This is a genomic window from Bilophila sp., assembly GCF_057864385.1.
In genome coordinates, this window is sequence record NZ_DBMAFI010000012.1 from 1 (window position 1) to 25702 (window position 25702).

General features: G+C 61.4%; 20 protein-coding genes. 10 read left to right on the plus strand and 10 right to left on the minus strand.

Going from position 1 to position 25702, the window contains the following annotated elements:
- Positions 1-736: 736 nt before the first annotated feature.
- Both ACZM8Y_RS05560 and ACZM8Y_RS05565 read right to left on the minus strand, forming a co-directional pair.
- Positions 737-1690: a sigma-54 interaction domain-containing protein gene (locus tag ACZM8Y_RS05560; protein ID WP_489501662.1), complete on the minus strand. Its 954-nt coding sequence runs from the start codon at positions 1688-1690 to the stop codon at positions 737-739.
- Positions 1633-3948, minus strand: coding sequence for a hypothetical protein (locus ACZM8Y_RS05565; RefSeq protein ID WP_489501645.1), 2316 nt, complete (start codon positions 3946-3948; stop codon positions 1633-1635). Before ACZM8Y_RS05565 ends, ACZM8Y_RS05560 begins: the two co-directional genes overlap by 58 nt.
- Before the next feature lie 189 nt (positions 3949-4137).
- Between ACZM8Y_RS05565 and ACZM8Y_RS05570 the strand changes: the two genes are divergently transcribed.
- The 7 genes from ACZM8Y_RS05570 (at position 4138) to ACZM8Y_RS05600 (ending at position 11916) form a co-directional block, all read left to right on the plus strand.
- A complete protein-coding gene (locus tag ACZM8Y_RS05570; RefSeq protein ID WP_482333600.1) occupies positions 4138-5751 on the plus strand; it encodes an amidohydrolase in 1614 nt (537 codons plus the stop codon).
- Between the two features lie 82 nt (positions 5752-5833).
- On the plus strand, positions 5834-7123 hold the full coding sequence (locus ACZM8Y_RS05575) for an MFS transporter (protein WP_302554286.1): 1290 nt from the start codon (positions 5834-5836) through the stop codon (positions 7121-7123).
- Between the two features lie 594 nt (positions 7124-7717).
- The gene (locus ACZM8Y_RS05580; protein ID WP_302554288.1) at positions 7718-8044 is read left to right on the plus strand and encodes a hypothetical protein; all 327 of its coding nucleotides are present in this window, start codon (positions 7718-7720) and stop codon (positions 8042-8044) included.
- Positions 8041-8274, plus strand: coding sequence for a FeoA family protein (locus ACZM8Y_RS05585; RefSeq protein ID WP_482333603.1), 234 nt, complete (start codon positions 8041-8043; stop codon positions 8272-8274). The genes ACZM8Y_RS05580 and ACZM8Y_RS05585 overlap by 4 nt, the downstream gene beginning before the upstream one ends.
- Before the next feature lie 278 nt (positions 8275-8552).
- On the plus strand, positions 8553-8861 hold the full coding sequence (locus ACZM8Y_RS05590) for a hypothetical protein (protein ID WP_302554290.1): 309 nt from the start codon (positions 8553-8555) through the stop codon (positions 8859-8861).
- A gap of 1122 nt (positions 8862-9983) precedes the next feature.
- The gene (locus ACZM8Y_RS05595; RefSeq protein WP_482333605.1) at positions 9984-10310 is read left to right on the plus strand and encodes a cytochrome c3 family protein; all 327 of its coding nucleotides are present in this window, start codon (positions 9984-9986) and stop codon (positions 10308-10310) included.
- A gap of 145 nt (positions 10311-10455) precedes the next feature.
- A complete protein-coding gene (locus ACZM8Y_RS05600; RefSeq protein WP_482333607.1) occupies positions 10456-11916 on the plus strand; it encodes a nucleobase:cation symporter-2 family protein in 1461 nt (486 codons plus the stop codon).
- Positions 11917-12531: 615 nt separating this feature from the next.
- Here the strand turns inward: ACZM8Y_RS05600 and ACZM8Y_RS05605 are convergent.
- A complete protein-coding gene (locus tag ACZM8Y_RS05605) occupies positions 12532-12717 on the minus strand; it encodes a hypothetical protein (protein ID WP_482333609.1) in 186 nt (61 codons plus the stop codon).
- 481 nt (positions 12718-13198) lie between these two features.
- Here ACZM8Y_RS05605 and ACZM8Y_RS05610 point away from each other — a divergent pair, with 481 nt between their 5' ends.
- Together ACZM8Y_RS05610 and ACZM8Y_RS05615 are read left to right on the plus strand one after the other, a co-directional pair.
- A complete protein-coding gene (locus ACZM8Y_RS05610) occupies positions 13199-13942 on the plus strand; it encodes a sulfite exporter TauE/SafE family protein (protein ID WP_482333611.1) in 744 nt (247 codons plus the stop codon).
- A gap of 55 nt (positions 13943-13997) precedes the next feature.
- Entirely contained in the window at positions 13998-14789 is a 792-nt protein-coding gene (locus ACZM8Y_RS05615; RefSeq protein WP_479858730.1) for a 4Fe-4S dicluster domain-containing protein, read from the plus strand.
- A gap of 213 nt (positions 14790-15002) precedes the next feature.
- On the opposite strand, the gene lpdD is transcribed toward ACZM8Y_RS05615, so the two are convergent.
- The 7 genes from lpdD to ACZM8Y_RS05650 all read right to left on the minus strand — a co-directional run bounded on the left by lpdD (position 15003) and on the right by ACZM8Y_RS05650 (position 24338).
- A complete protein-coding gene (gene lpdD, locus ACZM8Y_RS05620; RefSeq protein WP_302551810.1) occupies positions 15003-15353 on the minus strand; it encodes a prenylated flavin chaperone LpdD in 351 nt (116 codons plus the stop codon).
- A complete protein-coding gene (locus ACZM8Y_RS05625) occupies positions 15350-15961 on the minus strand; it encodes a UbiX family flavin prenyltransferase (protein ID WP_487480142.1) in 612 nt (203 codons plus the stop codon). Before ACZM8Y_RS05625 ends, lpdD begins: the two co-directional genes overlap by 4 nt.
- 62 nt (positions 15962-16023) lie before the next feature.
- Positions 16024-17490 carry a UbiD family decarboxylase gene (locus tag ACZM8Y_RS05630; protein WP_482334451.1) on the minus strand — a complete coding sequence of 489 codons (1467 nt, stop codon included), beginning with the start codon at positions 17488-17490 and terminating at the stop codon, positions 16024-16026.
- Positions 17491-17703: 213 nt separating this feature from the next.
- Complete coding sequence (locus ACZM8Y_RS05635) at positions 17704-19392, minus strand: FAD-dependent oxidoreductase (protein ID WP_482334453.1); 1689 nt, start codon at positions 19390-19392, stop codon at positions 17704-17706.
- Between the two features lie 206 nt (positions 19393-19598).
- The gene (locus ACZM8Y_RS05640) at positions 19599-21233 is read right to left on the minus strand and encodes an FAD-binding protein (RefSeq protein ID WP_482334455.1); all 1635 of its coding nucleotides are present in this window, start codon (positions 21231-21233) and stop codon (positions 19599-19601) included.
- 2 nt (positions 21234-21235) lie between these two features.
- Positions 21236-23173: a TRAP transporter permease gene (locus tag ACZM8Y_RS05645; RefSeq protein WP_487480210.1), complete on the minus strand. Its 1938-nt coding sequence runs from the start codon at positions 23171-23173 to the stop codon at positions 21236-21238.
- Between the two features lie 172 nt (positions 23174-23345).
- A complete protein-coding gene (locus ACZM8Y_RS05650; protein WP_302551804.1) occupies positions 23346-24338 on the minus strand; it encodes a TAXI family TRAP transporter solute-binding subunit in 993 nt (330 codons plus the stop codon).
- Between the two features lie 240 nt (positions 24339-24578).
- On the opposite strand from ACZM8Y_RS05650, the gene ACZM8Y_RS05655 reads away from it, so the two are divergent.
- Entirely contained in the window at positions 24579-25496 is a 918-nt protein-coding gene (locus tag ACZM8Y_RS05655) for a LysR family transcriptional regulator (RefSeq protein WP_302551803.1), read from the plus strand.
- The last annotated feature ends 206 nt before the right edge of the window (positions 25497-25702 follow it).

Here is a 25702-nt window from a genome sequence, read left to right on the forward strand (position 1 = left end):
AACCAATAAAATCCCCCAGTCATGGAGCCCGCCAGCGGAAAATTGGAGAAAAAGCATATATTTTTCAGCATATTGCCGAGACAAAACAACCATGTGCCATGACAGAGCCTTTTCTTTTATACTTGACGCCCTCCCTTAAGTTATGGAGCGGACTCCCCCAGAATCAGAGGAGATACGCCCTTCTGTGGAGATTCACCATAAAGCCCGCTTTGCCCTCGCCAAAGGTATCTGTCTGCCTTGCGCCATTTTTGCGGCCCAAGCGAAGCGAGCCGTCTGCTGAAGCAGCGGAACGAAGCCCCTTGGCCCCACAGAAGCAGGATGAACACCACCATTTTCGGCCCTGTGCTCTTGCATATCCTTACCAGAAAAATGGATAAGGCTCTGTAGTCAACCTATTGCCAACATTGAATTAGATAGGCTCTGTTAGAGTATGTGGTTGTTTCATCTCCACAGTGCGGTGAAAAATACAGCCTTTTTCCAGTTTTCCCCTTGGCGTGAGCCACGGCTAAGGCATTTTTTCGGTTACCCCTTTAGAGTTTCAAGGAAAAAGCATCAACTATTTTCTATAACACGGCCATAAAATTACACAAAAAGGGCGTCCGATCTGAGCGTCCGCCCTTGCCATCCGTAAGGAACCATATCTTCGGCGCGGCCTTTTACGCCGGGGTCCGGGGTGCGGCTCGCACCCCGGGCAGGGTCAAGGGGCGGCAGCCCCTTGCCGCCGGAGGCCCCCCGCTTATGCCGAGCCGCAGGGGATGCCGTACTTCTTGAGCTTGGCGTACAGGGTGGAACGCTTCATCCTGAGCAGGGCCTCCGCGCCGTTGGGCCCGCGCACGCGGCCTTTGGTACGTTCCATGATGTGGCGCAGATACCGCTCCTCAAGCTCGGAGAGCGTCGGGACATCCGCGACGGCCTCAAGAAACGGGGACGGGCGATCGGCGGCTTGATGCGGGTCGGGAGAGGTTCCGAGCACGAAATCAAGCTGCCCGGAATTATTCAGGATGACCGCACGCTCAACCTCGTTTTTGAGTTCGCGCACGTTGCCGGGCCAGTCGTATGCGCACAGGCGGCGCAGTTGCTCAGGAGAGAGCGGCAGGGGATGCTTGTCGTGACGGCGGGCGAAATATTCGATGAAGGACTGCACGAGGCCGGGGATGTCCTGCCTGCGCCGGCGCAAGGGCGGGATGGTCAGGGGGACTACGGAGATGCGGTACAGCAGGTCTTCACGGAACCGCCCCTCCCGTACCTCTTTCCACAGATCGCGGTTGGTTGCGGCCACGAGCCGGAACCGGGAGAGGATTTCCCGCGTGCCCCCCAGACGCATGAAGCGTTGATCCTGAAGAACCCGCAGGAGCTTGGTCTGGATGAGCGGCGGGATTTCGCCCACTTCGTCGATAAAGAGCGTCCCCTGATCGGCAAGCTCGAAGAAGCCGATTTTCTGCCGGATGGCCCCGGTGAACGCGCCGCGCTCATAGCCGAAAAATTCGCTCTCGAAAAGGGATTCCGGCATACTCGCCGGGTGCACCACCACAAACGGCCCGCTCCGCAGGCTGATCTGGTGGATGCTCCGGGCCATGATTTCCTTGCCTGCGCCGGTTTCGCCGAGGATGAGCACGGGGGCGTCGGTTACGCCTACCCGTTGGGCCTGTTCGAGGGAGGCGCGCAGGCCCTCCCCAATGACCGGGAGCATGTCGCCGTCTTTCTGGCGGGTAATGGCAAGGAGGCGATCCTGCTGCTGGCTGGCTTCTTCGGTACGGACGAGCTCAAGCCGGAGGCCCGACCGGACTTCCGCCGCGAACAGGCGGGCCAGATCGTGGAGCAGGGCCGGGGAGAGGTGCTGGAACATGCCGCTGGTGAAGGCGCTGTCCATATAAAGGAGCCACGGATAGGGCTCGCCCACGTCGAGGGCGAGGCACAGCCGCTGATGTTCCCTGTGGGCGGAGCCGGGCCGTCTCTCTCTCTCTCTCTCTCTCTCTCTCTCTCTCTCTCTCTCTCTCTCTCTCTGGGCTTGGCGGCGCTGCCGAGGATGCCTTCCAGCCATTCCATGCAGCTCCGCATCTGCTCGCTTTCCAGCTCCATCCGGGTGAGGTTCACCGAGGCTACGAACTCCGGCTTCCCGTCGGGGGAGGGCCGGAACAGCGCGGCGCGCTCGGACTGGAGCTCCTGCTGGGCGATGTCGAGCAGGTGCTGGAACAGTTCGTCGCTCCGGTAGGCGGTCGGCTCGCGGTTGAAGGCGGCATGGCAGCGGTCGAGCAGGGCGCGGCCCGGCGTGTCCAAGGCTTCCGGTTCCGGCGTGGGGGCGAGGGCGGGGAACGTTTCCCCGGTCGCGGCGATGGCGGCGTTGCGGTAGGAGGCGTTTTCATCAAGCGGGTGGCCGATGAGTTCGGTGACGCGCTTGCGCTGCCGGTGGGCCTCGCGGTGCTGGCCCAACGCTTCGAGCATGTTGGCGAGTTCGTGATGGGTGAGCACGAGCTCGCGGGGATCGCCGGTGGGTTCCAGTTCGCGCAGGCTGTCATGGAGGAGTGAAACGACCTCTTCGGCGGGCGCGCCCCGTCCCCGGAGGCGCAGGGCATGGGCGCGCAGGGCCGTGCCCCTGAGCTGGCGGCTGGGCTGGCGGAGGAAGATCTCAATCGTGGGTTCGAGCTCGTAACGGGGGATGGGCGGATAGCCCCGCTGCTCGAAGACGTAGAGGAGATCCAGCACGAGGGGATCGAGGAAAGGCGAATGGGGAACCCCGCGCGCGGCAGCGCGCAGGGTTTCGTTGCGGAGGACACGGTAGGCGGCGTCGGTGCGGCCTGAAAGGTGATGGTAGACGGCGAGGGCGCGCACGGCGCTGGAAGCGATCTTATGGTTTTGTTCGGGGGAGACGCAGTTCAGCAGGTAGTCGATTTTGACAATCGCCTCGTCCAGCGCGCCCTTGCGGAGGAGCAGAAAGCACAGGTGGGCGATCCAGAGCATGGCGACGAGGCGTTCCCCGGCGAGCTCGGCGGTCTGCCGGGCGGATTCGATGATGCCGGTGGCGAGGGGATATTCGCGCAGGTACATGGCGGCTTGGCTGGCGCAGAAGGACAGTGGCTCGAAAAACCGCTTGTACCACCAGTGATCCTGTGCGGGGCGGCGCGCGTAACAGAGCAGGGTTTCGCGGAAGTTCCCCTTGAGGAAGTTTTCGATGCCTTCAAAGACGGGGATGCGATCCTGCATGTCCTGTTCCTTGAAGTGGCGCATCTTTTCCGAACTGTAGAAAAAACGATCCGTGAGCGGCGGCTCTCCGCCTGAGAACAGTTGCAGATACTGCCGGAAAATCCAGATCATGGGCATGAAGCGTTCGCTGTTGTTGCGGGCCGCGACTTCGTAGGCGAGCGGGGAGAGCTCCGTGGCGAGCTGGAGGTAATGGTGTGAGAAGATGCACATGCTCTGGACTACGAGGACAAGCTCGGCATACCGCCAGCTTTTCTGGCCCGCGTCGTCCATATGCGCCCGGCCCCAGCGGAGCAGGAACTGCACCGCCATCTCGAAACAGGCGAGCACGGCGGGATCGTTGTCCTTGAGGCGGTCGTCGATGAAGCGGACTACGATTTCGCAGTCTTCCAGCGTGGCGTTCCCGCCGAGGATGCCCATGTGGTAGGGGACGCCCGCTTCCGGGCAGGAGGTGCACAGGGTTTCGGCCATGTCTTCCAGCAAGTCCGGCCCGATATGGGCGGCGGCCCATGCCGGGGCCCCGCCTCCGTCCGGCTCCCCTGCGGGGGCGGCGTACTTTCGGAGCGACAGCTCCCTCAGCGCGGAGCGGACGCGGATTTCGGGCAGCCCGGTGATGGCGGCGAGTTCCCGCTCGTGGAGCGGGCGTGCGGAAAGCTGGAGGGCGAGCAGAAGCGAAGCGTGAGGGACACTTGAGGCGATGGTGGGCATGGCGCGGATTCCTTGCGGGTGCGTCCCGTTTTTTAGACGCATCCTGATTTCTGGACGCTGTTCATCCCGTTTTCTAGACGAGTGATAGTTCGCATTTTGTCATGCTGTCAATAACTTCTTGAGAAGACGCTTGATTACATGCATCTGAGCCTGTTGGCATCCCCCTTGCTCCTTTTAACACATATACCCGCCGAAGGGTACGTATTCCAATGTTTCAAGGAGGATGTCTTCATGCAATACGCCAGTGTGCTGTTGTTCAACGCCGTGATCCTGACTCTTGATGGAAGCGATGCCGTCGCTTCGGCCCTCGCGCTGGACGGCGACCGTATCCTTGCCGTCGGGGATCGGGACGGCCTGGCCCCGCTCATCGGCCCGGATACGGAATGCCGGGACATGGGGGGCGCCGCCGTGCTCCCCGGCTTTTACGATGCCCACGGGCATATCCTGATGGCTGCGCAGGTGCGCGGGCGCGTGAACCTCAATTCGCCGCCCCTTGGGGCCTGCCGGACGCTTGGGGACATCCTCGCCGCCATACGGGCCCGTGCGGCGGAAACGCCCGACGGCGAATGGGTGCTTGCCTGCGGCCTCGATGATACGCTGCTGGAGGAAAAACGGTTCCCCAGCCGTTGGGAACTGGATGAGGCGGCCCCGCATAATCCCGTGTTCGCACAGCATATTTCCGGGCATCTGTGCGTTCTGAACAGCGCGGCGCTGAAGCTGGCCGGGATTGGCCGCCATACGCCTGACCCCGCCGGGGGCGTCATCCGGCGCGATGCGGACGGCGAGCCGGACGGCGTGCTTGAGGAAAGCCCGGTCTATGAAACCATTATGCCGCTGCTGCCCAAGCAGACGCGGGAGCAGCGGATCGGCGATCTTGCCGCCGCCACGCGGGATTACGCCGCGCGGGGCATCACCACGGCGGTGGACGCGGCCCTGTTTTCCTATGACGATGCGGAGATCCTGCGCGCCGCGCAGGAGCAGGGGCGCCTCGCTGTCCGGGTACACGTCAACCCCTTCGCGTCGCTTGATCCTGACGATCCCCGGCTGGCGTTCGACGGGAAGGATGTGACCCTCGGTGGGGCCAAGCTGCTCGCGGACGGCTCGCTGCAGGGCTATACCGGTTATCTCGCCAAACCCTATTACACCCCGTATCAGGGCGACCCCGAATGGCGGGGTTACCCCACGCACAGCCGCGAGAATTTGTTCGCGCTGATCGAAGCCGCGCATGGGCGGGGGCAGTTCCTCATCCATACCAACGGCGATGCCGCCACCGATGACGCCCTTGATGCGCTCGAAGCGGCGCAGGCCAAGCATCCCCGCAAGGACTGCCGCCATATCCTCATTCATGCCCAGACGATCCGCGAGGATCAGCTCGATCGCCTCGAAGCGGCGGGCTACACGCCTTCGTTTTTCACCGCACACGTCTATTACTGGGGCGACCGCCACCGGGATCTGTTCCTCGGCCCGGAACGCGCCGCCCGGATGGATCCCATGCGCTCGGCGCTGGATCGCGGCCTCGTGGTCACCGCGCACTGCGATTCCCCCATCGTGCCCGCCGATCCGCTGCTGTCCATCTGGGCCTGCGTCAACCGGCTGACCTCCTCCGGCCAGGTACTTGGGGCGGATCAGCGCATTTCCGTGCTCGAAGCCTTGCGCGCCCATACCTTCAACCCGGCGTGGCAGAATTTCCAAGATAAGGACAAGGGCTCCATCGAGCCCGGAAAACTGGCCGATCTCGTGATCCTCGACGCCAATCCGCTGGAAGCCGACCCCGCCGCCCTGCGCGGCATCGGCGTTCTGGAAACGATTGTGGGCGGGAAAACCGTGTACTCCGCCCGTGCCTGATTGGCGCGCGGGCGTGCCCATCCGCCCGCATCGCCTTCCTTCAACCGCGGGTTCCGTCCCGCACGAACAAGAGGATCCGCCCATGTCCCAAGCCACCCAGAAGCCCTTGAGCGTGGCCTCCATCGAGGCCCCCGTGGAAGAAGCGGCCGTTTCCGTCAGCCGCCCCCGCTTCATATTCGCCTTTGTCGTCCTCTATGTGCTGTTCCTGCTTGACTTTTCGGCGCGCCTCGGCGTGACTTCAGTGTTCCCCGCCATGCAGGAGGCCCTCGGCCTGACCGATTCCCAGATCGGCGTGGCCGGTTCCGCCGTGCTCTGCGGCATGACCCTCTTTGTGCTGCCGCTTTCCTTTATTGCGGACAAGACATCCAAGAAAAAGGCCGTCACCCTCATGTCCGGCCTGTGGGGGACCGGCTGCCTGCTGTGCGGGCTCGTTTCAAACTTTTTCCTCATCCTGCTTGGGCGGTTCATGGTCGGCATGGGCAACGCGAGCTACGCCCCGGTGTCCGTATCCATGCTGACGAGCTGGACCAGGAAGTCCCGCTGGGGATCGGTGATCGGGCTGTATAATTCTTCCATGTCCGTGGGCCTCGCCCTTGGGACGGCTGTGGCGGGCATTCTGGCGCAGAGCATCGGCTGGCGCGCGCCGTTCATCGTGATGGGCGCGGCGACGCTGCTGTTCATGGTGCTTTCCACGGCCCTGCCCAAGGCTTCGGCCAAGCCCGAAAACGCCAAAAAGGACGATGTGAGCCTGAAGGAAGCCTTTGGCGTCACCTTGAAGAACAAGACGCTCGTCATGCTCGGCATCGGCGTCGGCTTCGCCAACATGGTCTATTCCAGCATGGTGGCGTGGATCCCCATGTTCCTCGTCCGCGAAATGGGCTGGACCAGCGCGGAAGTGGGGGCGTACATGAGCCCGGTATATCTGTTCACCGGCATAGTGATCACGCCTTTGTCCGGGATCATTTCCGACCGTCTCGGCCGTTGGAGCCGCAAAACCCGCGCATGGCTCGGCGTTCCCTGCTTCATCCTCTTGGCGGCCTGCTTCGGCTTCGGGTTTATGCTGAAGAGCTTCCCCCTCATCGCGCTCGGCGTCATCCTTTTCCTCATTCCGGTTACGGGCATCCATATCGCCACGCAGGAACTCGTCCCCGCCCGCTATAAGGCGTCGGCCTACGGAACCTACGTGACGTTCCTCCAAGGGCTCGGCTTCTTCGGGCCCATGCTCGTGGGCGGCCTGTCCGACGCGTTCGGCTTGAACGCCGCCATCGTATATGTGCAGTTCGTCTTTGTACTTGGTGCGTTCATGCTCTTGTGCGCGGGGTTTACGTATCAGGGGGACTTCGACCGCGCACGGGCGCTCGATAAGCGGTAATGCCGGGAAACGGGAAAAGGCTTTTCCGGCTTTTTCAGATCCGGGTTTGGATAACGGGCGGCATGGCAGGCGTCCATACCGCCCCGTTCCGGGTGGGCGCTGCGGCGTCCCGGACAGGGGGCACGTATCCGGGCATGGCCCGGTAACGGCAAGCGGGCGTAATCCGGCAAGGGCAAACGCCGCACAATCCCGGAACATCAACGGCATTGCCCCGGCGTGGAAATGCCTTCCAAAGCGGAGCCGCATGACGGGGAAAGGCCCGGCCTGCCGGGTATTGCCGGGGCTTCCGCATCCCTTCAGGGAGCCGCATAGGTCGGGCCGTCGTTTTTTCCCGATTTCACCCACGGCGTGCGCCTTGTTTCGATACGGCATTCTTTGCGGCGGATTCCCTGCGCATAGAAAACACGGCGGTCTATCCAACACGTTACTTTGTGCTGTTATTGCTGTTCTTCTATGCCCCCAGTGGGGGCATCCTGCACAGGAACCGGTTGCGGCTGAAAGGGAATGCCGACAGAAGGCGTGTTTTATATTTGACAATAAAATTCAAAATCAATAATCTCCCGGAAGGAAACACTGCTGTGGCGGTTTGTGCCTATGCCGCATCTTATGGGCATCGTGGTTCCGCAGGAGGTTGAGTTGGCTTTTTCGTATAGACGGTGCGCACGGGTGTTGACGCTGGCTGCTGTGTCCGTGCTTGGGCTGGCGCTGCTTGTCCGGGCCCTCGTTGCTTTTGTTGAGGCGTTGGCCGTGCTTTGCCTTGCCGTGGTCGTGGCGTCGCTGGTGCTGCCGAGAGGGATCAGGTGGTACTGGCGTCAGGCGCGGCGGGAAATCCCGCGTTTGCTGCGCAGCCTTGGTGATTTGCTGGATACTTCCTCAGCGGAACGGAAAACGGCGGCTGAAGGCCAAGCGGGAACAGAATGATCCGTAAGTTGCATCAGTTGAGAAACGGGCAGAGCGGCTTTGTCGCCGCCGTTGCCGCTACGGGCGAGCGTGCCCAGCGTTTTCGGGACATGGGATTGCTTCCCGGCGTCGGGATTACGGTCATGGGGCGCTCCCCAATGGGGGATCTCCTGTCCCTGCGCGTGATGGGGACTACGCTGGCGCTACGTGTGGCCGACGCTGAGGACGTTACCGTCAGCACGGATGACTGACGCTGCCGAGGCGGGCGCGCTTTTAGGGATGTGGGAGAGAGGCATTATAAGGCATTTTCATGGGGCCATCCCCTTTCAGGATGAAGGGCCGGGCATAATGAAAGGCCGAGCATTAATTTCAAAGGCTCCCCCGCCACGCTTCCTGATGGAAGGCTGCGGCAAAAAACAGGGCAATCTCATTTACATTTTTGAGTGCTTGCCTATAGTTGATTAAGATTTTCATTATCAAAATAGAGATCGGCAATGGGCCGATCCTCGGCATAACCAAAGAGGAAGTTATGAACAATCGTTTTGGAACGACTTCGGACATGATCATTCAGACGGTGCAGGAAAAAGAAGGATGCGCTTGCCTCGCCATTGATGAGAAAGGGCTGTATCTGACCTCGCCGGAGTATGTGGATCGGCCCCTTGCCGATCCGAACCGTTACGCCGGAAACCGCAAGGATGTGGCAGCCCGGCTGGATGCGTTGAGCCTTGATGCGGCCAGCCTGTTTGAGCAGAACCAGCATCGCATCCCCAAAATTACTGGAGAAGCCAAGAAGAAAGTCAATCCCCTTAAGGCATCCAAGCGCAGCATGAAAGGCTGATGCCCGAAGTGCATTGGCACCCATAAAAGGCGGAAGGGAAACCTTCCGCTTTTTTATTTGGCCCTGTCATAGCATGTGGCCGTTTCATCTCCACCATATGGTGAAACTACCGGCTTTTTCTCCTGTTTTCCGTCGATGGGCTCCATGCTTGGGGCATTTCTTGGTTATTCCTTTGGAACTTCAAGAAAGAAAGCGTCAGCCATCCCCTATGGCATAGCCTTTAGCAAAAACTAGATAAAGGAAACGGCAGATAATCGACAAAGTACATTGGCTGGGGCTGCCGTTTCCTGAAAAGGCGGGGCCGGGGGCTCTGGAAATGCCCGATGAAGCCCGCGCGCAGCCGTTTTTATATCCATGCGCGGAAATTTATGTGCCGCATATAGCCTAGGGAATGGAACATACTGATGGGACAGGCGAAAAAAGCAAAGGGGCCGCATCGGGAACATCCGCCTGAGAAAATCTCTTGTGAGAATCTTTACTAGGGGGATGCAACAGGGTAAGGAATCAGCACGTGATATTGCCGTCCATGAAGATGGAAGGGGAAAGGTTCCGCTCCGCGTAAAGAGAGGCTCTTTTGAAGAGGGGGAATCTATGGCGTATTTTCTCTCATGAGGCATGTCGCGTTTTTGTTTTGAAAATGATTGCGGTGAAAGAAAGCAGCTCTTTTGATGCCTGTTTTTGATGGGATCAAAGCCGCATCAACAGGCTTTCAATGCCCTCAACGGCTTATTTCGGCTGTATGGGATTGCGTGTTGAAATGTCATTGCGCTAGGGCGTGCCGTCATTTTTAGGCTGTGTTATAGAAAATGGTTGACGCTTTTTCCTTGAAAACCCAAAGGGATAGCCGGAAAAACGCCTTAGCCGTGGCTCACGCCAAGAGGAAAACTGGAAAAAAGGCTGTATTTTTCACCGCACTGTGGAGATGAAACAGCCACATCCTAAACAGAGCCTGTTTTATATAATTATTTGAAATTATTAAAAATAATTTTTATATCTTGAAAATAATCAAATAGTTTCAATGTATTATATTTAATTAACGACACGGCCTAGGGCCGGTGCATTTGATGGTCGGTATACGGCAACTGTTTTTTAACGTATTACTTGAAGGATGTTTGAACCACCATGAAGTACGCTTGGACGCTGGCGCTCTGTCTGGCGGCCCTGTGCCTTGCCGCCCCTTCCCATGCAGCCCCTCAGAAGGCGCTTCGGGATGCCCATGCGGATCTCATGTGCGCGGACTGCCACACCGGGCGGAAAAACCCGAAGCAGGCCGGGGAAATATCCTGCGCCAAGTGCCATGACGCAGCGGAGACGGCCAAACAGACCGCCTCCCGTGGAAAGAAAAATCCCCATATTTCCCCGCATTGGGGAATGGAGGTTCCTTGTTGGGTCTGCCACAAGGAGCACGCCGAGGATCTGAATTACTGCCTCATCTGCCATACGTGGTGATGCGGGGCCTCATTATACTGTACGCGGAAACCCGATTTCCGTAAAAAATGGAATAACCCCGGAAGAGATCGCACGCGGCCCCGGCAGGCGCGGCGCTGGTTTTCCCGGCGAAGATCTCCCATCCCCAAGCCTCTGGAGGATGCCTATGTCCAGCGCCCCGGCCTCGCAGCCCGCTACGTCCAGCCCTGAAAAAGGAAGCGAACTGATTTACGGCCTTGAGTCCCACCCGCCTTTCGGCTCGTCCCTGCTGGCCGCCCTCCAGCACATTCTGGCCATGGTGCTCAGCGTCATGGCGCCGCCCGCCATCGTCGCGGGCGCGTTGGGCGTTCCCCCGGAGGCCATCGCCTACCTTGTCAGCATGTCCCTGCTGTTCGCGGGCATCGGGATCTGGTTTCAGGTATCCCGGCCCTTCGGCATCGGCTCCGGCATGTTGAGCATTCAGGCGACGAGCTTCGCGTTTCCCGGCACGCTCATCGCCGTCGGGAGCCTGCTCATGAAGGATCAGGGGATGTCGTGGGAACAGACGCTTTCGACGCTCTTCGGCGTATGCTTCGTCGGCGGGTTCGTGGTCATGGCGGGGAGCCGCATGATGTCGTTCCTGCGCAAGATCATCACGCCCACCGTGGCGGGCATCACCGTTATGATGATCGGCATCTCTCTGGTACGTGTGGGCGCGGTGGATCTCGCGGGCGGCTATGCGGCCAAGGCCGACGGGACGTTCGGGGACGTTTCCAACCTGTTTCTTGGGATGCTCGTCATCCTTTCCATCGTTTTGGCCAACCGCAGCAAAAACCCGCTCCTGCGCATGAGTTCGCTCATCGTGGGCATCCTTGTCGGCTTCGCGGTGGCGGTCGTCATGGGCAAGGTCAACTGGGGCGTCCTTTTCGAGCAGCATACGTGGTTCATCATGCCGGTGCCGTTCAAGTTCGGCTTTTTCGGTTTTGATTTGCACGCCTTCCTTGTCCTGAGCTTCCTTTTCCTCGTCATCGTCATTGAGGCCATCGGCGACTTGACCGCTACGAGCGTCGTTTCCGAGCAGCCCGTGCGCGGTCGCCTGTACCGCAGCCGCCTGTCGGGCGGGATCTTGTGCGACGGGCTGATGACCACCCTTGGGGCCGTTTTCGGATGCTTCCCGGTGGCGACCTTTGCCCAGAACAACGGCGTCATCCAGCTCAGCGGCGTCGCCAGCCGCAAGGTGGGCAAGTTCTGCGGCGCGCTGTTTATCCTGTTCGCCCTGTTCCCCGTCATCGTCGTGTTTTTCCAGCTTCTGCCCCGGCCCGTGCTCGGCGGCGCGCTGGTCGTCCTTTTTGGGACGATTGCCTGTTCCGGCATCCGCATTCTGTTGCAGCATGACGTGAACCGCCGCGAATCCATCGTCGTCGCGGTATCCATCGGCGTGGGGCTCATGTCCCTGACCTCCCCGGAAGTTTTTGAACACTTGCCGCGTTTCCTCAAGATATTCTTTGATTCCGCCATCGTCTCCGGCGGGGTCACCGCCATGATCGTCCACCAGCTCCTCCCCAAGGGCATTTGCCCCTATGAGGGCGATGAGGACGATGATGACTGTAACCCCCATTCCGAATTTTTGTTCAACAAGCACGAATAAACCGTGGTTCCGCCGCCGTCCGGCCTTACGGATGGCGGCGGATGCGCTTGGGCATCACGAAAAGGCGAGGTTTCCCCTCGTCTTTTTTATTTGGGGAGGCTGCGCCACAAGAAATGGCTGGCGCTTTCTTGAAATTCCAAGGCCGTGTCACAGAAAACGGTTGGCGCTTCTTTCCTTGAAGTTCCAAAGGAATGACCAGCAAAACGCCTTAGAGCGAATTAATTTGGCTGTGTCATAGGAAATGGCAGATGCTTTATTTCCCGAAATTCCAAGGGAATAACCAATAAAATCCACCAACCATAGAATCCATCAACGGGGAAATGAGGGAAAAAGCCTCTCTTTTACCATGTTGTGGAGATGAAGCAACCGCATTCTATAACAGATCATCAATTTTAAGATGTTACAATGTTAAAGTTCAAAACAGGCTCGATCCTGCATTGAGCAGCGTGAATAAATGGTGTTTATGCCTTCGCAGCGGCCGCCTGCTTCCCGCAGTCGGAAGAGTATTTTCAGCGTAAAAACGCTTTAGGCCGTGTTGTTAATTTTATATAACATATTGTAATTATTAAATTATTTTTTAAGTTACAAAAAGATTATTTCAATAATTTCAAACAATTATATATCAAACGACGGCACGGCCTCATCAATGATTCCGCCAAGGGGAGAATTGGAGGGGAAGGCTTCATCTCCACAGTGCGGTGAAAAATACAGCTTTTTTTCCAGTTTTCCCCTTGGCGGGATCACGGCTAAGGCTTTTTTCCGGTTATCCTTTGGAGTTTCAAGGAAAAAAGCATCAACCATTTTCTATAACACAGACATTCCAAAAGAATAATCAATAAAATGCCCCAAGCATGGAGTCCATCAATGGAAATGGAGAAAAAGTCTGTATTGTTGATATGAAACAGCCACATGCCATGATGGGCCTTTGGGGGAAACGGGACGGCCCGCAAGGGGACTCCTGCGAAAGCCGCAAGATGCGCGGCATTGTGAGGGTGTCCCGCGAGGGAGTGGAGCGCCCCACTTTGATGCGATGTCCCTCCTGCGATAGTAGGGGGCCGAGAGGGAGGGGATCGCCTTCAGCAGAATCAGCGGCGTTTCGGTTTTATGATAATCCGCAATAGTTCAATGCAAAAGCAAAATGTTTCCGCAAAACGCCTCTGTTTTTCAGGGGGGGCCTCTGTACAGCCTTGGGTTCTCCTGTTAGAGCAAAAAAGGATTTTCCCTCACAATCCCTTTTTATCCGGCGTGTTCCGGAGATCCGGGCAGGCCGTGTGGGGCGTCTATGTTTGAATCCAGCTACCCCCTCGTTTTTTTGGCATGGTTCCTCGGAGGCTTCATCAATGGCGTCAGCGGGATGGGGGCGGCGATGGTCGCCTTGCCCATCGTGGCCTGCGTACTGGAAATGGGTGAAGCTGTTCCGGCTAGCTGCCTCGTGGCGGTGGCCCTTGCGGTCTATGTGGCATGGATGTACCGCGCCTACGCGCGGGTAGCGCCGATTATCCCCATGCTGCTTGGATGTATCCCCGGCCTTATCGTCGGCGTGTACGTCCTGCGGGTAGTCCCCGGAATTTGGCTGCAGGGCGGCCTGGGAGCGGCGCTGATCGTATATGTGGCTTGGCAGGTGCTGCACCGCGCTGGTGGCGCGCACCCCGAAAGCGTGCGGGGCTGTGCCGTATCCGGGTTTGCGTCGGGCTTCGCCAACGCGGCGATCAGCTTCAGCGGGCCGCCCGTGGCGATTTACGCGCTCTATGTCGGGTGGGACAAGGACACCACACGCGGGACGCTCAGCCTGTATTTTCTCGGCACCAGCATTTGCACCTGTATTGTTCAGGCCGCCGCCGGGCTGTACACTCCCGTGGTGGTCAAGGCCGCGCTTTGGGGGATGCCCGGCGCGTTGATGGGGCTCGCCGTTTCCTTGCCCGTGGCCCGATTCGTCCGGGAAAGCGTTTTTCAGGGCATTCTGCTCGTCATGATTGCCTTCGCCGGGAGTGTTTGCATCATCCGGGCTGTGGAGGCTTTATTCTAAACAGAAGGGGAACGTCCCCGGCGGGCTCCCGGTGATGGTTCAGAGGAGGATATCTATGGAAATCAAGCAGGTACACATTGCGTATTTCAGCCCGACCGGGACGACGAAGCGGACGTTGCGGGCGGTGGCCGAGGGCTTCGGCTGTTCCGAACTTTCCGAAACGGATTGGGCCGACCCAAAAAGCCGCGCCGCGCTCCTGAAAACCGGGCCGCACGAGCTGGTGATCGCCGGGATGCCGGTCTATTACGGGCGCATTCCGTCGCCGTTCCATAAGGGGCTGCCGTTGCGCGGCGAGGGTACGCCGTTCGTGCCGGTCGCGGTGTACGGCAACCGGCATTACGACGACGCGCTTCTGGAGCTTAAAACGCTCGGTGAGGCGGCTGGGTGCGTGACGCTCGGCGCCGCCGCATTCGTGGCGCAGCACTGCCTCAACCCCGACATGGGCCGTGGGCGTCCCGACGCTTCCGATCTCGTGGCCATGAAGCGTTTCGGCAGTGCTCTGCGGGCCAAGGCGGATGGCCTTTCCGGTTCCATGCCGCCTCTGGGCGTGCCGGGGGCTGTCCCGTACAAGGAGTACAAGCCGACGCCGTTCGCGCCCGCGCTGCTGGATGCCGAAGCCTGCATCCGCTGCGGGCTGTGCGCCCGGACGTGCCCGGTTCGGATCATTGATTCCGAGACGTATGCCGTGGCCGAGCCGGAACGCTGCCTGTTCTGCTTCGGCTGCGTGCGCATCTGCCCGGCCGCAGCGCGCGGGCCGCGGCCCGAAGTCGCGCCCGTGTTCGCCGCCCAAATGGCGGGATTGGCGGCCCGATGTACGGAGCGCCGTGAGCCGGAGCTGTTCCTGTAGGGGGAACTTCCTGTTTTACCAAGGCCCTGTCACAGTATGTGGTTGTTTCATTTCCACCGCACGGTGAACATGCAGCCTTTTTCCCCGGTTTTCCCTTGGCGGAATCCATAGCCAAGGCATTTTGTTGGTTGCTCTTTTGGAACTTCAAGGAAAAAAGCATCAACCATTTTCCATGACACCGCCTTGCCAAACAAAGAAGGGCTTGGCCTTCCTTCAGTGATGGGAGGCCGAGCCGAGCCATGTGTCGGCCATATCCCTGACCGCCGCGACTACGGAAACGATTTCCGCGCGGGTAATGCCGTCGAAGTGGATGCCGCATACGGCGCAGACGCAGCAGCCGAGTTTGGACGCTGCACGTTCGGCAAGCTCGGCGGCGAGTTCGCCCTCACGATGCCCGTTGCGGTCAAGGCGGCGGGTTTCGCCGTCCGCGCACAATGCCGCCGCGCCGATGTGCGGGGCGTCGCCTCCGGTCACGCTGATGAGGCAGTCGTCGCCCTGCCGCCGGGCGTTCAGGACGATTTCCTTGCCGCGCACCAGCCGGGTCAGTGTCACGTCACCGATCATGATCCTTCCCACCTCCTGAAGCCGGGGGCTTCCAGCCGGAATTCGCGCATGATCTTGCCCACGATGTGGGTGGTCATATCCTCTACGGATTGGGGGTGCTGATAATAGGTCAGCATCGGCGGGAGGATGGTCACGCCCATTTCCGCGAGCGCGGCCATGTTGCGCAGGTGGACGAGCCCGAACGGGGTTTCGCGGGCCACGAGCACCAGTTTACGGCGTTCCTTGAGGGTGACGTCGGCGGCGCGGAGGAGCAGGTTTTCCGCATACCCGTGGCAGATGCCCGCCAGCGTTTTCATGCTGCACGGCACGACCGCCATGCCTTCCGTTTCAAAGGTGCCGCTGGCGATGGCCGCGCCGATGTTGCCGATGTCGTGCGTGCGGAAGGCCAGCCCCGCCAGATCCGCCCCGCTCATGCCGGTTTCTTCGCGCAGGACGCGCTCGCCCGCTTCGCTGGCGACGAGGTGGACTTCCCAATCCTTTTCTCTCCGCATCGCCTCAAGCAGCGAGACGCACAGGATCGCGCCGCTGGCTCCGCTCAGTCCTACGACAAGACGTTTTTTCATGGTGTTGTCCCTTTGGCGGAAGCGTTGATAAGCCCGGTGATTCAAGGATGCGCCCCGGAGCGGTCGGAGGAGGCGACCGGCCCGTGCCGGGGACGCCTCCTTGCGGCTCAGATGAGGAATTTTCCGGGGTCGACTTCCATAAAAGGAGCCCGTTGGAAGCGTTTTTTCTGGTCAAAAGGCACGGTGCAGTCGAAGATGGCCTTGCAGCCGATCCCACGTGCGGGGATACGCGCGTCGTAGAGCGGCGACTGCGTAGGATCGAGGACATGGCCGCGCACGCCGGGCAGGAACACGGTGTCGAGATTGCCCTGATAGCGGGTGGTCATGGCCCAGAGCACGTCGCTCATATCGAAGGGGTCCACGTCGTCGTCCACGAGGAAGACATGCTTGAGTTCGGGGAAGGCCGAGAACGCGAGCAGGGCGGCCTGACGCTGGCGGCCTTCGTCTGCGCTGGTGGCCTTGCGGAACTGGAGCACGGCCATGAATTTCCCGCCGCCGCAGCTTGCGGCGTACACGTTGCGCACGCGTCCCGGCATGGCCCGCTCCACAAGGCCGAGGATGCTGGCTTCGGTGGGGATGCCCGCGAGGTTCACATGCTCTTCGCTCGGGCCGATGGTCGTCTGCATGATCGGATGCAGACGGTGGGTTACGGCGGTCACGCGCATGACGGGGGTTTGCGGATCGGAGGGGCCGCAGTAGCCGGGGAATTCGGGCATGGCTTTGCCGTTGCCGGACTGGGCGTCTTCGGCGATGCGCACATTGGGCAGGATTTCGCCCTCAATGACGTACTCCGCCCACGCCAGGGCCTTGGCATCCACAGTCAAACAGGCGCACTGCTCCACGGCCCGCCCGCGCAGCGCTCCGGCGATGGCCAGCTCGTTGAAGCCGATGGGGGTCATGGGCGGCTCGAAGCACGCGCCGAGATAGATGGCGGGATCAAGCCCGATGCTGACGGACACGGGCAGAGGCTTGCCCGCGGCCTCGGCCTTGGCGCGGAACACGTCGATGTGGCGGCCCGGCGAGAACCAGACGGACAGGGTATCCGGGCCTTGCAGGCACATGCGATGGATGGTCACGTCCTCGTCGCCGTTTTCCGGATCTTTCCCGTACAGGAGGCCCATCGTGACATACGGCCCGGCGTCCTCGGGGGTATTGGTGGGCGCGGGGACGAGGCGGCGCAGATCAAACCCCGGCTCGTCGGCGCGGTGCACGGCTTCCTGACAAGGGGCAATTCCCTTGATGGTAGCAGGCTGGATGAGGTGTTGAAGGGCATCCATGAGGTGCCAGCCGAGGCGCTCCGGCTCCGTGCCGAGCAGCAGGGCGGCGCGTTTGCGGCTGGAGAGCACGCCGATGGCGACCCGTGCGCCGGGATGTCCCTTCACCTTATTGAAAAGCATGGCCGGGCCGATGCGGGTGGGGCGGGCCACCGTGCCGCCCGCGCCGATATGCCGGTATGCGCCGCACAGTTCCGCCACGGGATCGGCTTCGACGTCTGTTTGGGCGAGTTCGCCGTGCTGGTTCAGCAGTTCGAGGGCGGTGCGCAGATCTGTAATATCGGCGGCGGAGAGGGACATGGGAAGCTCCTTGGATACGGAGGTTGGCGAATGTTTTTCCGAGGGGCTTCCCGCCCCTCGGACTCCCCCGGCAGGGAGCAGTGCTCCCTGCACCCACGGGGCCGTTTCGCCTTGCGGCAAAACGGCTTTGGGGCTTCGGGGATTTTTTGTATTCTTTTTATTGCAATACTGTAGGGAGGTGGTGATACAGGTTAAAGGCAGTTTTTCACCTTGTTACAGCATCATGGTCATCGGGAAACGGTAGGCGATGGACCCGGTGGGGCAGGCGATGCGGCAGCAGCCGCAGTGCCAGCACTGGGACGGGTAGGCTACAGCCGGGCCGTCATCGGTCATTTCGAGGATGTGTCCGGGGCAGCTTTCCACGCATGAGCCGCATTCCATGCAGTGGCCGCAATGCATGCAGCGCCCGGCTTCGGCAACGGCGGCCTCGGCCGTGAGCCCGCCGGAGAGTTCGGCAAACGCCAGCTCCGGGCCGTCGCTGGCGGCGGGAGGCAGGATCTGCCGGGCGGCGTGCTCGTGGTAGTCGGCGTGCATGATTTCCTTGAAGGCCACGACATGGGGAGCGGGCAGGGCGGGGACGTGATCTTCGCGGACCCGCCCGGTTTCATCGATCCAGATGTCGAGGTTCTCGGCGGGGTCCATCCCGGAAAGGGCCTTGTGTACGGCAATGGCGGCCTGCCTGCCGTGCCCGATGGCGCGGGCGATGAGCGAAGGGCCGTTGGCGATGTCGCCCGCCGCGTAGAGGCCGGGGACCGACGTGCGGAAGGAGACCGGATCGACGGCTACGAAGCCGCGCGGGGTGCGGGCCATGTCCACGCCTTCGAGCGGCGTCTCGTCGGTTTGCAGGCCGCTCGCGCAGATGATCAGATCCGCATCCAGCAGCAGGGGATCGCCGGGGGCGAATTCCGTATGCAGCGCGCCGGTTTCGTCAAAGGAGAACGAGGTTACGGGCCGGGCCTCGAAGCGGAGGCGTCTGCCTTCCGGGGCGACGGCGTGGCTGAGGTGGCTGTTGTGGATGAAGATGCCTTCGTCATGGGCCTGACGGATTTCCTCGGCGGGCGCGCGCATGGCGTCGGCGGGTTCGAGGCAGACGATATGTACGGCTGTGGCGTTGAGGCGGCGGGCTGTGAAGGCGCAGTCAAAGGCGACCCCGCCGCCGCCGAGGATGACGACGGTTTTTCCGGCAAGGGATTGGCGTTCGAGCGTGGAACGCTTGAGCCAGCCTACGGCGGGGACAAGGTGTTCCTTGCCGGGGATGTCGAGGCGGCGTTCCTTCCACAGGCCGACGGCGAGGATGGTTGCGTCATAGGTGTCGAGCAGGCTTTGCAGGGTGATGTCGCGGCCCACGGTGACGTTGGTGCGAACCTGCACGCCGGAGGCTACTACGGCCCCGGTTTCGCGGTCCACCACATCCTTGGGCAGCCGGAAGTCGGGCACGGCATGGCGCGGCACCCCGCCCATGACCGGCGCGCTCTCGTAAACGGTGACGGCGTGCCCGAGCAGGGCGGCGAAGCGGGCGGCGGTGAGCCCGGCGGGGCCGGAACCGACTACGGCGATGCGCTTGCCGGAGGCGGGCAGGGGAATGAAGCGGGCTTCATGCCCGGTATCGGCGGCAAACCGCTCCAGCGCATGGATGGCGACGGGCTCGTCGTATTCGGCCCGGTTGCATTTGGTTTCGCACGGATGCGGGCACACGCGCCCGGTGATGCCGGGGAAAGGGTTGCGCGCGTGCAGCCGGGCGAGGGCCTTGTCGGTTTCTCCGGCGGCGATCAGCGTGTGCATCTGCTGGATGCCGTTGCCGAGGGGGCAGGCATGTTCGCAGGGCGACGTGCGGCCCTGACGGTGATCCCCGCGTACCTGTATGGTGATCCTGTTCCATTCCTTGCTGTAAATCGGAGGCATGATGCGTTCCTTCGTATTGACCGGATGCTCCGGCGTTGCGTCTGATTTGAGGCGGCTCCGTTTTCGGATTGGCCGGGAAGAATGTTCCTCCCGCACCGGGGCCGTTGCGCCGGAGGCGAAACGGCCTTGCCGGGTCAAGGGGCGGCTCGCCCCTTGCGGGGTTCCGGGGGGCAGCGCCCCTCGGCGGGGTTCGGGGCGGCGCCCCGTCAGAGCCAGAAAACTTCAGGCCCGTCCGCGCCACGGCGTACGGCGAGCACGCGGTCGAGAGCCGGATCCTTTTCGGGATAATCGCTGCGTCGGTAGATGCTGCGCCCGCTTTCCCGGCGTTCCCGGCTGCATAAGGTGGACAGGACGGAGCTCTGGAGCAGGTGCAGGGACTCGTGGGCAAGCATCAGCTCGTGCATGTTTGAAGCGAAAAGCTTGTCGGCCTGCGAACCGATGAAGGCGAGGCGCTCCAGCGCGACATCCATCCCCTTGCCGTTGCGGACGAACCCCATGTAGTAGGACATGACCTGCCGGATCGAGGCTTCAAACATCGCCTGCGGCAGGGCATCCCCGCGCGGGGCCAGAGGAACGGCAATCCGTGCGCGCTCGGCTTCGATTTCGGCTTCCAGCCCGTCGAGATCCGGCACCGCGCCGATTTCACTTGCGGCGGAACGGCCCGCAAGGTAGCCGCTGCACATGGAGCCAGAGAACGTGTAGAAGACGCACCCGTTGTACAGGCCGGGCACAGTGCTCCTGAACCCGTCGTCCGTGGCGAGCATGCCGCTGAATTCGATTTCGGAAAGCTCCACTTCCATCGGCGCGGTGGCGAAATCCACGCCGCGCTGTTCGCAGTAGTCAAGGAACGTGGCCTTGTCGCCGGGCATCAGCGTGTACTGGAGGTGCCGCAGGCTCTCAGGATCGATGTGGCGCATTTCCATATAGAAAGGCGGGCCGTTGCCTTCGACCTGCTGCTGGTAGGTGCCGCCCACCTGAAACTGGCGCGGGCAGTTTTCCATCATGGGATGGTAGCGGCCCATGAACCGCTCGCCGAGGGCGTTGAGCTCGTGCGCGCCCGCGCTGTTGATGCCGTTCATCCCGGCGCAGCCGAAGCCCTTGGGGACGAGCGTGGCCTGCTGCTTGATGTCCATGTTGATGATGTCCGCCCCGGCTTCGTAGGCCAGCACGAACTGGCTGCCGGTATTGAATGGGCTATGCCACGTGTTGTAGGGGTTTCCCGTGGAGTTGGTGGTGGCGCGGTTGCAGCTGTTGCCGAGCGCGAGGATCACCCCGGCGGCCCGGATGACGTAGAAGGTGCCGTCGAGCACGTTGTACCCGGTCGCGCCGACCACCCGCCCGTCCTTTTTGAGGAGCTTCGTGATCATCACGTGGTCGAGCACGTCCACGCCCATTGAGCGTATCTTGCGGGCTATGAGGCGCTTGATCATCTGCCCGTCGGCGATGTTGATGTACCACGCGGGTTCGCCGCGCCCCGCCGTGCGCAGGTAGCTGCCGTCCGGGTTGTGGAGCAGCTTCACCCCTTCGCCTTCGAGGAAGTCCACCATAGCGGGCATGACTTCGCCCCAGTCGCGGATCTGCTTTTCCGAATAGCCGCTGCTCGGCTTGAGGTAGGCCTTCACCAGATCGTCGATGGTGTCCTGCGGTTCGTCCGTGTTGAGCACGGCGATGAAGTGGTCGTTGCCGCCGCCGAGACAGCCGGAACTTTCGAGTTTGCCCTTGTCCACCATGAGGGTGCGGATGCCCGCCTGCCGGGCCGCGAGGGCCGCCCCGCAGCCCGCGGCCCCGGTTCCGAGGATAAGGAGTTCGGTTTCAAGCCGGATGGTCTGTGATGCCGTCATAATCATTCCCCTTGGGGCTGCGCGAGGCAGACCGGATCAGGATTGTTCTTGCGGATAGCGTATTGATGGGCCGTGACCGCGCCGAGGATGGCGAAGCCGGTAAGGTCGGCCCATGTGTCGGGCCATACGAAGACTACGCCAGCCGCCATGAGCGCCAGCCGGAACGGGAAGCGCAGGCGTCCGTGGAGATAGCCTTCAAGTCCGCTGGCAAAGCTGTAGACCGCCGCCGTAGCGACCACCGCCGTCCAGAGGATTTCGGGGAGCGGGCCGTCGAGGATGAGCGCGGGCCGGTACATGAACACAAAGGGTACGATGTAGGCCGCGACGGCCAGCCTGACGGCCTGTACCCCCGTCGCGTTGGGGTCACCCTCCGAAATGCCCGCAGCGGCGTAGGCGGCCACGGCTACGGGGGGCGTAATGGCGGAAATGGCCGAGAAGTACACGATGAACAGGTGCGCGCTCATGAGCGAGAACTTGAATTCCAGCAGGGCCGGGGCCGCCAGCGTGGCGGTGAGCACATAGGCCGCCGGGACGGGCATGCCCATGCCGAGGACGATGCAGACGAGGGCCACCATGCTGAGGCACAGGCCGCTCTGCCCGCCCGTCGCCGCGAACACGAGGCTGGTGAACTTCCCGCCGAGACCGGTGAGCATGATCCCGCCGATGACCATGCCTGCGGCAGCCGAGGCGTTGGCCACGGTCAGGATGCCGAGCCCGGTCTTGCGGAGCACCTCGTAGATTTCCTTGATGCCCATGCGGTGGCCGGGGATGAGCCAACTGATGACGATCACGGACGTGGTGGCGAGAAGGCCGACGACCGTGGGGTTCACGCGCTGGATGATCAGGGTCACGAGCAGGGCGATGGGAATGATGTAGAGCCAGTTTTCCTTGAGGACGGTCCACGCGCTTTCGTGGTCGGTGTCTTCGGAAATGGGGCGCATCCCCTTGAGGACGGCGCGGTAGTGAACCTGCATCATCAGGCCGAAATAGTAGATGATGGCCGGAAGGGTGGCGGCGATGGCGATTTCGATGTAGGGGATGCCCGCCACGTCCACCATGAGGAAGGCCGCCGTGCCCATGATCGGGGGCAGGATGGAAGCGCCGGAACAGGCCGATGCCGCCACGGCCCCGGAGAACGTCTCGCCGTAGCCGAGGCGCTTCATGAGCGGGATGGTGATGCTGCCGGTGGTGACGACGTCGGACACGGGGCTGCCTGACAGCGTGCCGTACAGGGCGCTGGCGATGACGCAGATCTTGGCCGGCCCGCCGCGCATGCGCCCGGCGATGGAAGCCGCGAGCCTGAAGAAGAAGTTGCCGCCGCCCGCCGCGTTGAAGACCTGCCCGAACAGCACGAACATGAACACGTAGGTACAGGCCACGCCGACCGGGGTGCCGAAGATGCCGTCGTAGGTGTAGACCATGCGGTCAAGGAAGACTTCCATCGTGGAGCCGCGGTGCCCGAAGTAGCCGGGCAGGTATTCGCCCACGAAGTTGTAGACGATGAACACGAGGATGATCCCAAGCAGAACCGGGCCCACCGTGCGCCGCGTGACTTCCAGCGTCAGCAGCACGAAGGCCGCCGTGACCGCCCAGTCGGCGGGCGTCAGGGGATCGACGCCGGTCCAGCGGGTGACGAGCTCCGCCCCGTTCAGCACCATGTAGGCACCCGCCGCAAGGCTTATACAGGCCAGCAGGATGTCGGGCACGGGGACGTTTTCGGACTGTCCGGGCTCGGTGCGGATCGGGGTGTAGCAGATGAACGTCAGCGTTATCGCGAACGAGACGAACACGGAGCGCAGGATGAACGAGTCAATGAACCCGAAAGGCGCTCCATACAGTTCCACCGCCGCAAAAAGGACGACGAGCACGCCGACGATCTTGCTCCATAGGGGGGACAGCTTTCTGCGTCTGCCTTCATTGAAGAACAATCCTAGCCTCATAACCATACTCCTTGGGGCGAACCCCCTCCGCGCGGCACCGCCTGCGGAGTTTCCCCGCCCGCGCGGGGGATTGGCCTTTTCCGTATGGGCCGTTTTTCAGGGACGAGTCGAGCCCTCACGGGGATGTCCCCGCACATGAGGGGCCGGTGAGGGCCCCGGGCAACTACAGCCGTTACTTCTTGAGTTCGCGGAAGAACTTTTCCGCTGCGGGATGCATGGGGATGGAGGTGTTGGCCGACATCGTTTCGGGCGAGAGGTCGCGCAGGTTTGCGTGGACGCTGTGCAGGTAGTCGATGTTGGCGGTCATGGCCTTGAGGACGCCCGTGATCACGTCGTCGGGCTGATCCGCGCTGGTGATGAGCAGGAGCTGCGAGGAGACTGTGGGACAGTCTTCCTTCTGGAAGGAATAGGTGCCCGCGGGGATGGTCAGGGACGTGGTGCCGAGCTCCTTGTTCAGCATTTCCTGATTGGCCGGATCGATGGGCAGCATGATCAGGTCGTGCTTCTGGCCCAGTTCATAGAAACGGCTGGTGGGGAACTGGGAAACTTCGACGATGGCGTCCATCTGCCCGGCGTCCCAGAGGTCGGTCGCTTCGGGGCCGGGGATCTTGTGGACCTTGCCGCCCCACTTGGCGATGTCGCTGTAGGTGATGCCGTAGGTCTTGAGCAGCTCTTGCGTTGCGACGTCGATGAGCGTGCCCTGACGGTTGACGGTGATGCGCAAGGGAATCTTCTTGTCCTTGATGTCCTGAATGGACTTGGCCCCGGTCTTGGCGTCCACGAAGAACTGGAGCGCGTTGATGGGGTTCATCACCGCGACGAGGCGGAGGTTCTCAAGCTTGCGGCCCTTGAACGGGGCTTCGCCCTTGATGGCCTTGAGGGTCAGCACGTCGGTCGCCAGCGCGAACTGGACTTCGCCCCGGCTGGTCATGACCTGATTGGGGCCGTCCTTGCCGGGTTCGGTGGTCACGCGGACATTGGGCATGCTCCGGCGCAGCGTTTCGCCCACGCCTTCGGAAATGATGGCCCACAGGCCGCCGGAACCGCCGCCGAGGATCGTGAGGTTGCGGGTATCCGCCGCAGATGCGGCTTGCCGGGCGCCCGGAGCGAACGCCATCATCCCTGCCAGGAGCAGTGCGCATGCAAGACTTTTACGCCATTCCATAAGATTCTCCTCTGGGGGGCGGTTTTGTGCCCTCCTTTTGCTTGTGTTTTTTAGAACATTTTGTGTATTCTGAGAAATATCTTTTTAGTCTGCATTGTATATTTTTCTGATATGCAGACGGGGGGAGAGGCCGCTCAACATGGCGTATGATAAAATCATCCGTCATTTGAGTATGATGGATGTGTATAGCGCAAGGGATGGATGCCGTGCGGCACATGGCTGCGCGGGAGGGGTGCGGGTATGGACTTGAAGCGTCTGGAGTATTTTTGCACGATTGTCGAAAAGGGACAGATCAGCAAGGCGGCGGAAGCCCTGCACATTTCGCAGCCGCCGTTGAGCATGCGCCTGAAGGAACTCGAAGAAGAGCTTGATGTCCAGCTTATTTATCGAGAAGGGAAAGCGTGGCAGGTGACGCCGGAAGGGGAGGCCCTGTATCAGCGGGCGCAGTTCATCCTTTCCTATGTTGCGGGTTTGGAGAAGGACATTCGGGAAAGCCGGAACAAAGTCTCCGGTTTGGTGCGGATTGGGGTATGCCCGCCGTGCCTTTCGCTGGTGAGCACGCCGGTTCCCGCCCTGAACCGGGAGTTTCCCGATCTGCGCTTCCGTGTCTGGGTTATGGACAACCAGTCCCTTGAGCGGCATATGCAGGAACGGAACCTTGATTTCGCGCTGGTTCAGCTTCCCGTACAGAATACCAATTACGCCATGCTCCAGTTGGCCCGGCAGGAATTCGTCGCCGTGTACGGGCAAGGCGTTACGCCGCCCGAGGCGCAGACCATCGGTATCGAGGAGCTGGCGGGAGCGCCGCTGATGCTTTCGCGGCGGCGTGACGGAGGGGGCGGCTATGATCTGATCATGCGTGCCTTTCAGGATAGGGGGATGCGGGCCAATGTGGTGCTGGACTCGCAGGATACCCGGCTTCTGCACAAGCTGTTAAGGCAGGGCATGTCCGCCGTAGCCATACTCCCTGAGCGGGAAGTGGCCGCCGGGACGTTGGAATCTTTCCCGATGCGGCGGCTGAACGTGCCCGGCCTCGACCTTGCGCCCGTACTCATCTGGCTGGAACATGCCTACCTTTCCCGGACGGCCCGCCGGGTCATCCAGTGTCTGCACAAGGTCAACGCCGATCCCGGCGAACAGCCGGATTTTGAGATATGAAAGGGCTATCCGTCACGAAAGCCGGCGTCCGTGCCCTTTTCGCGGCAGATAGCCGTGCCTTTTGCTTGCGTTTCGCCGCAACGGGATCTACACATCCTGCCTTCAGGGCTTTCACCGGAGAAAAAAGCGGTTTCCTCCGGGCAATCCGAAGGGGCCTGTCATATTCGTGGTTGTTTCATCTCCACAGCATGGTGAAAATACAGCCT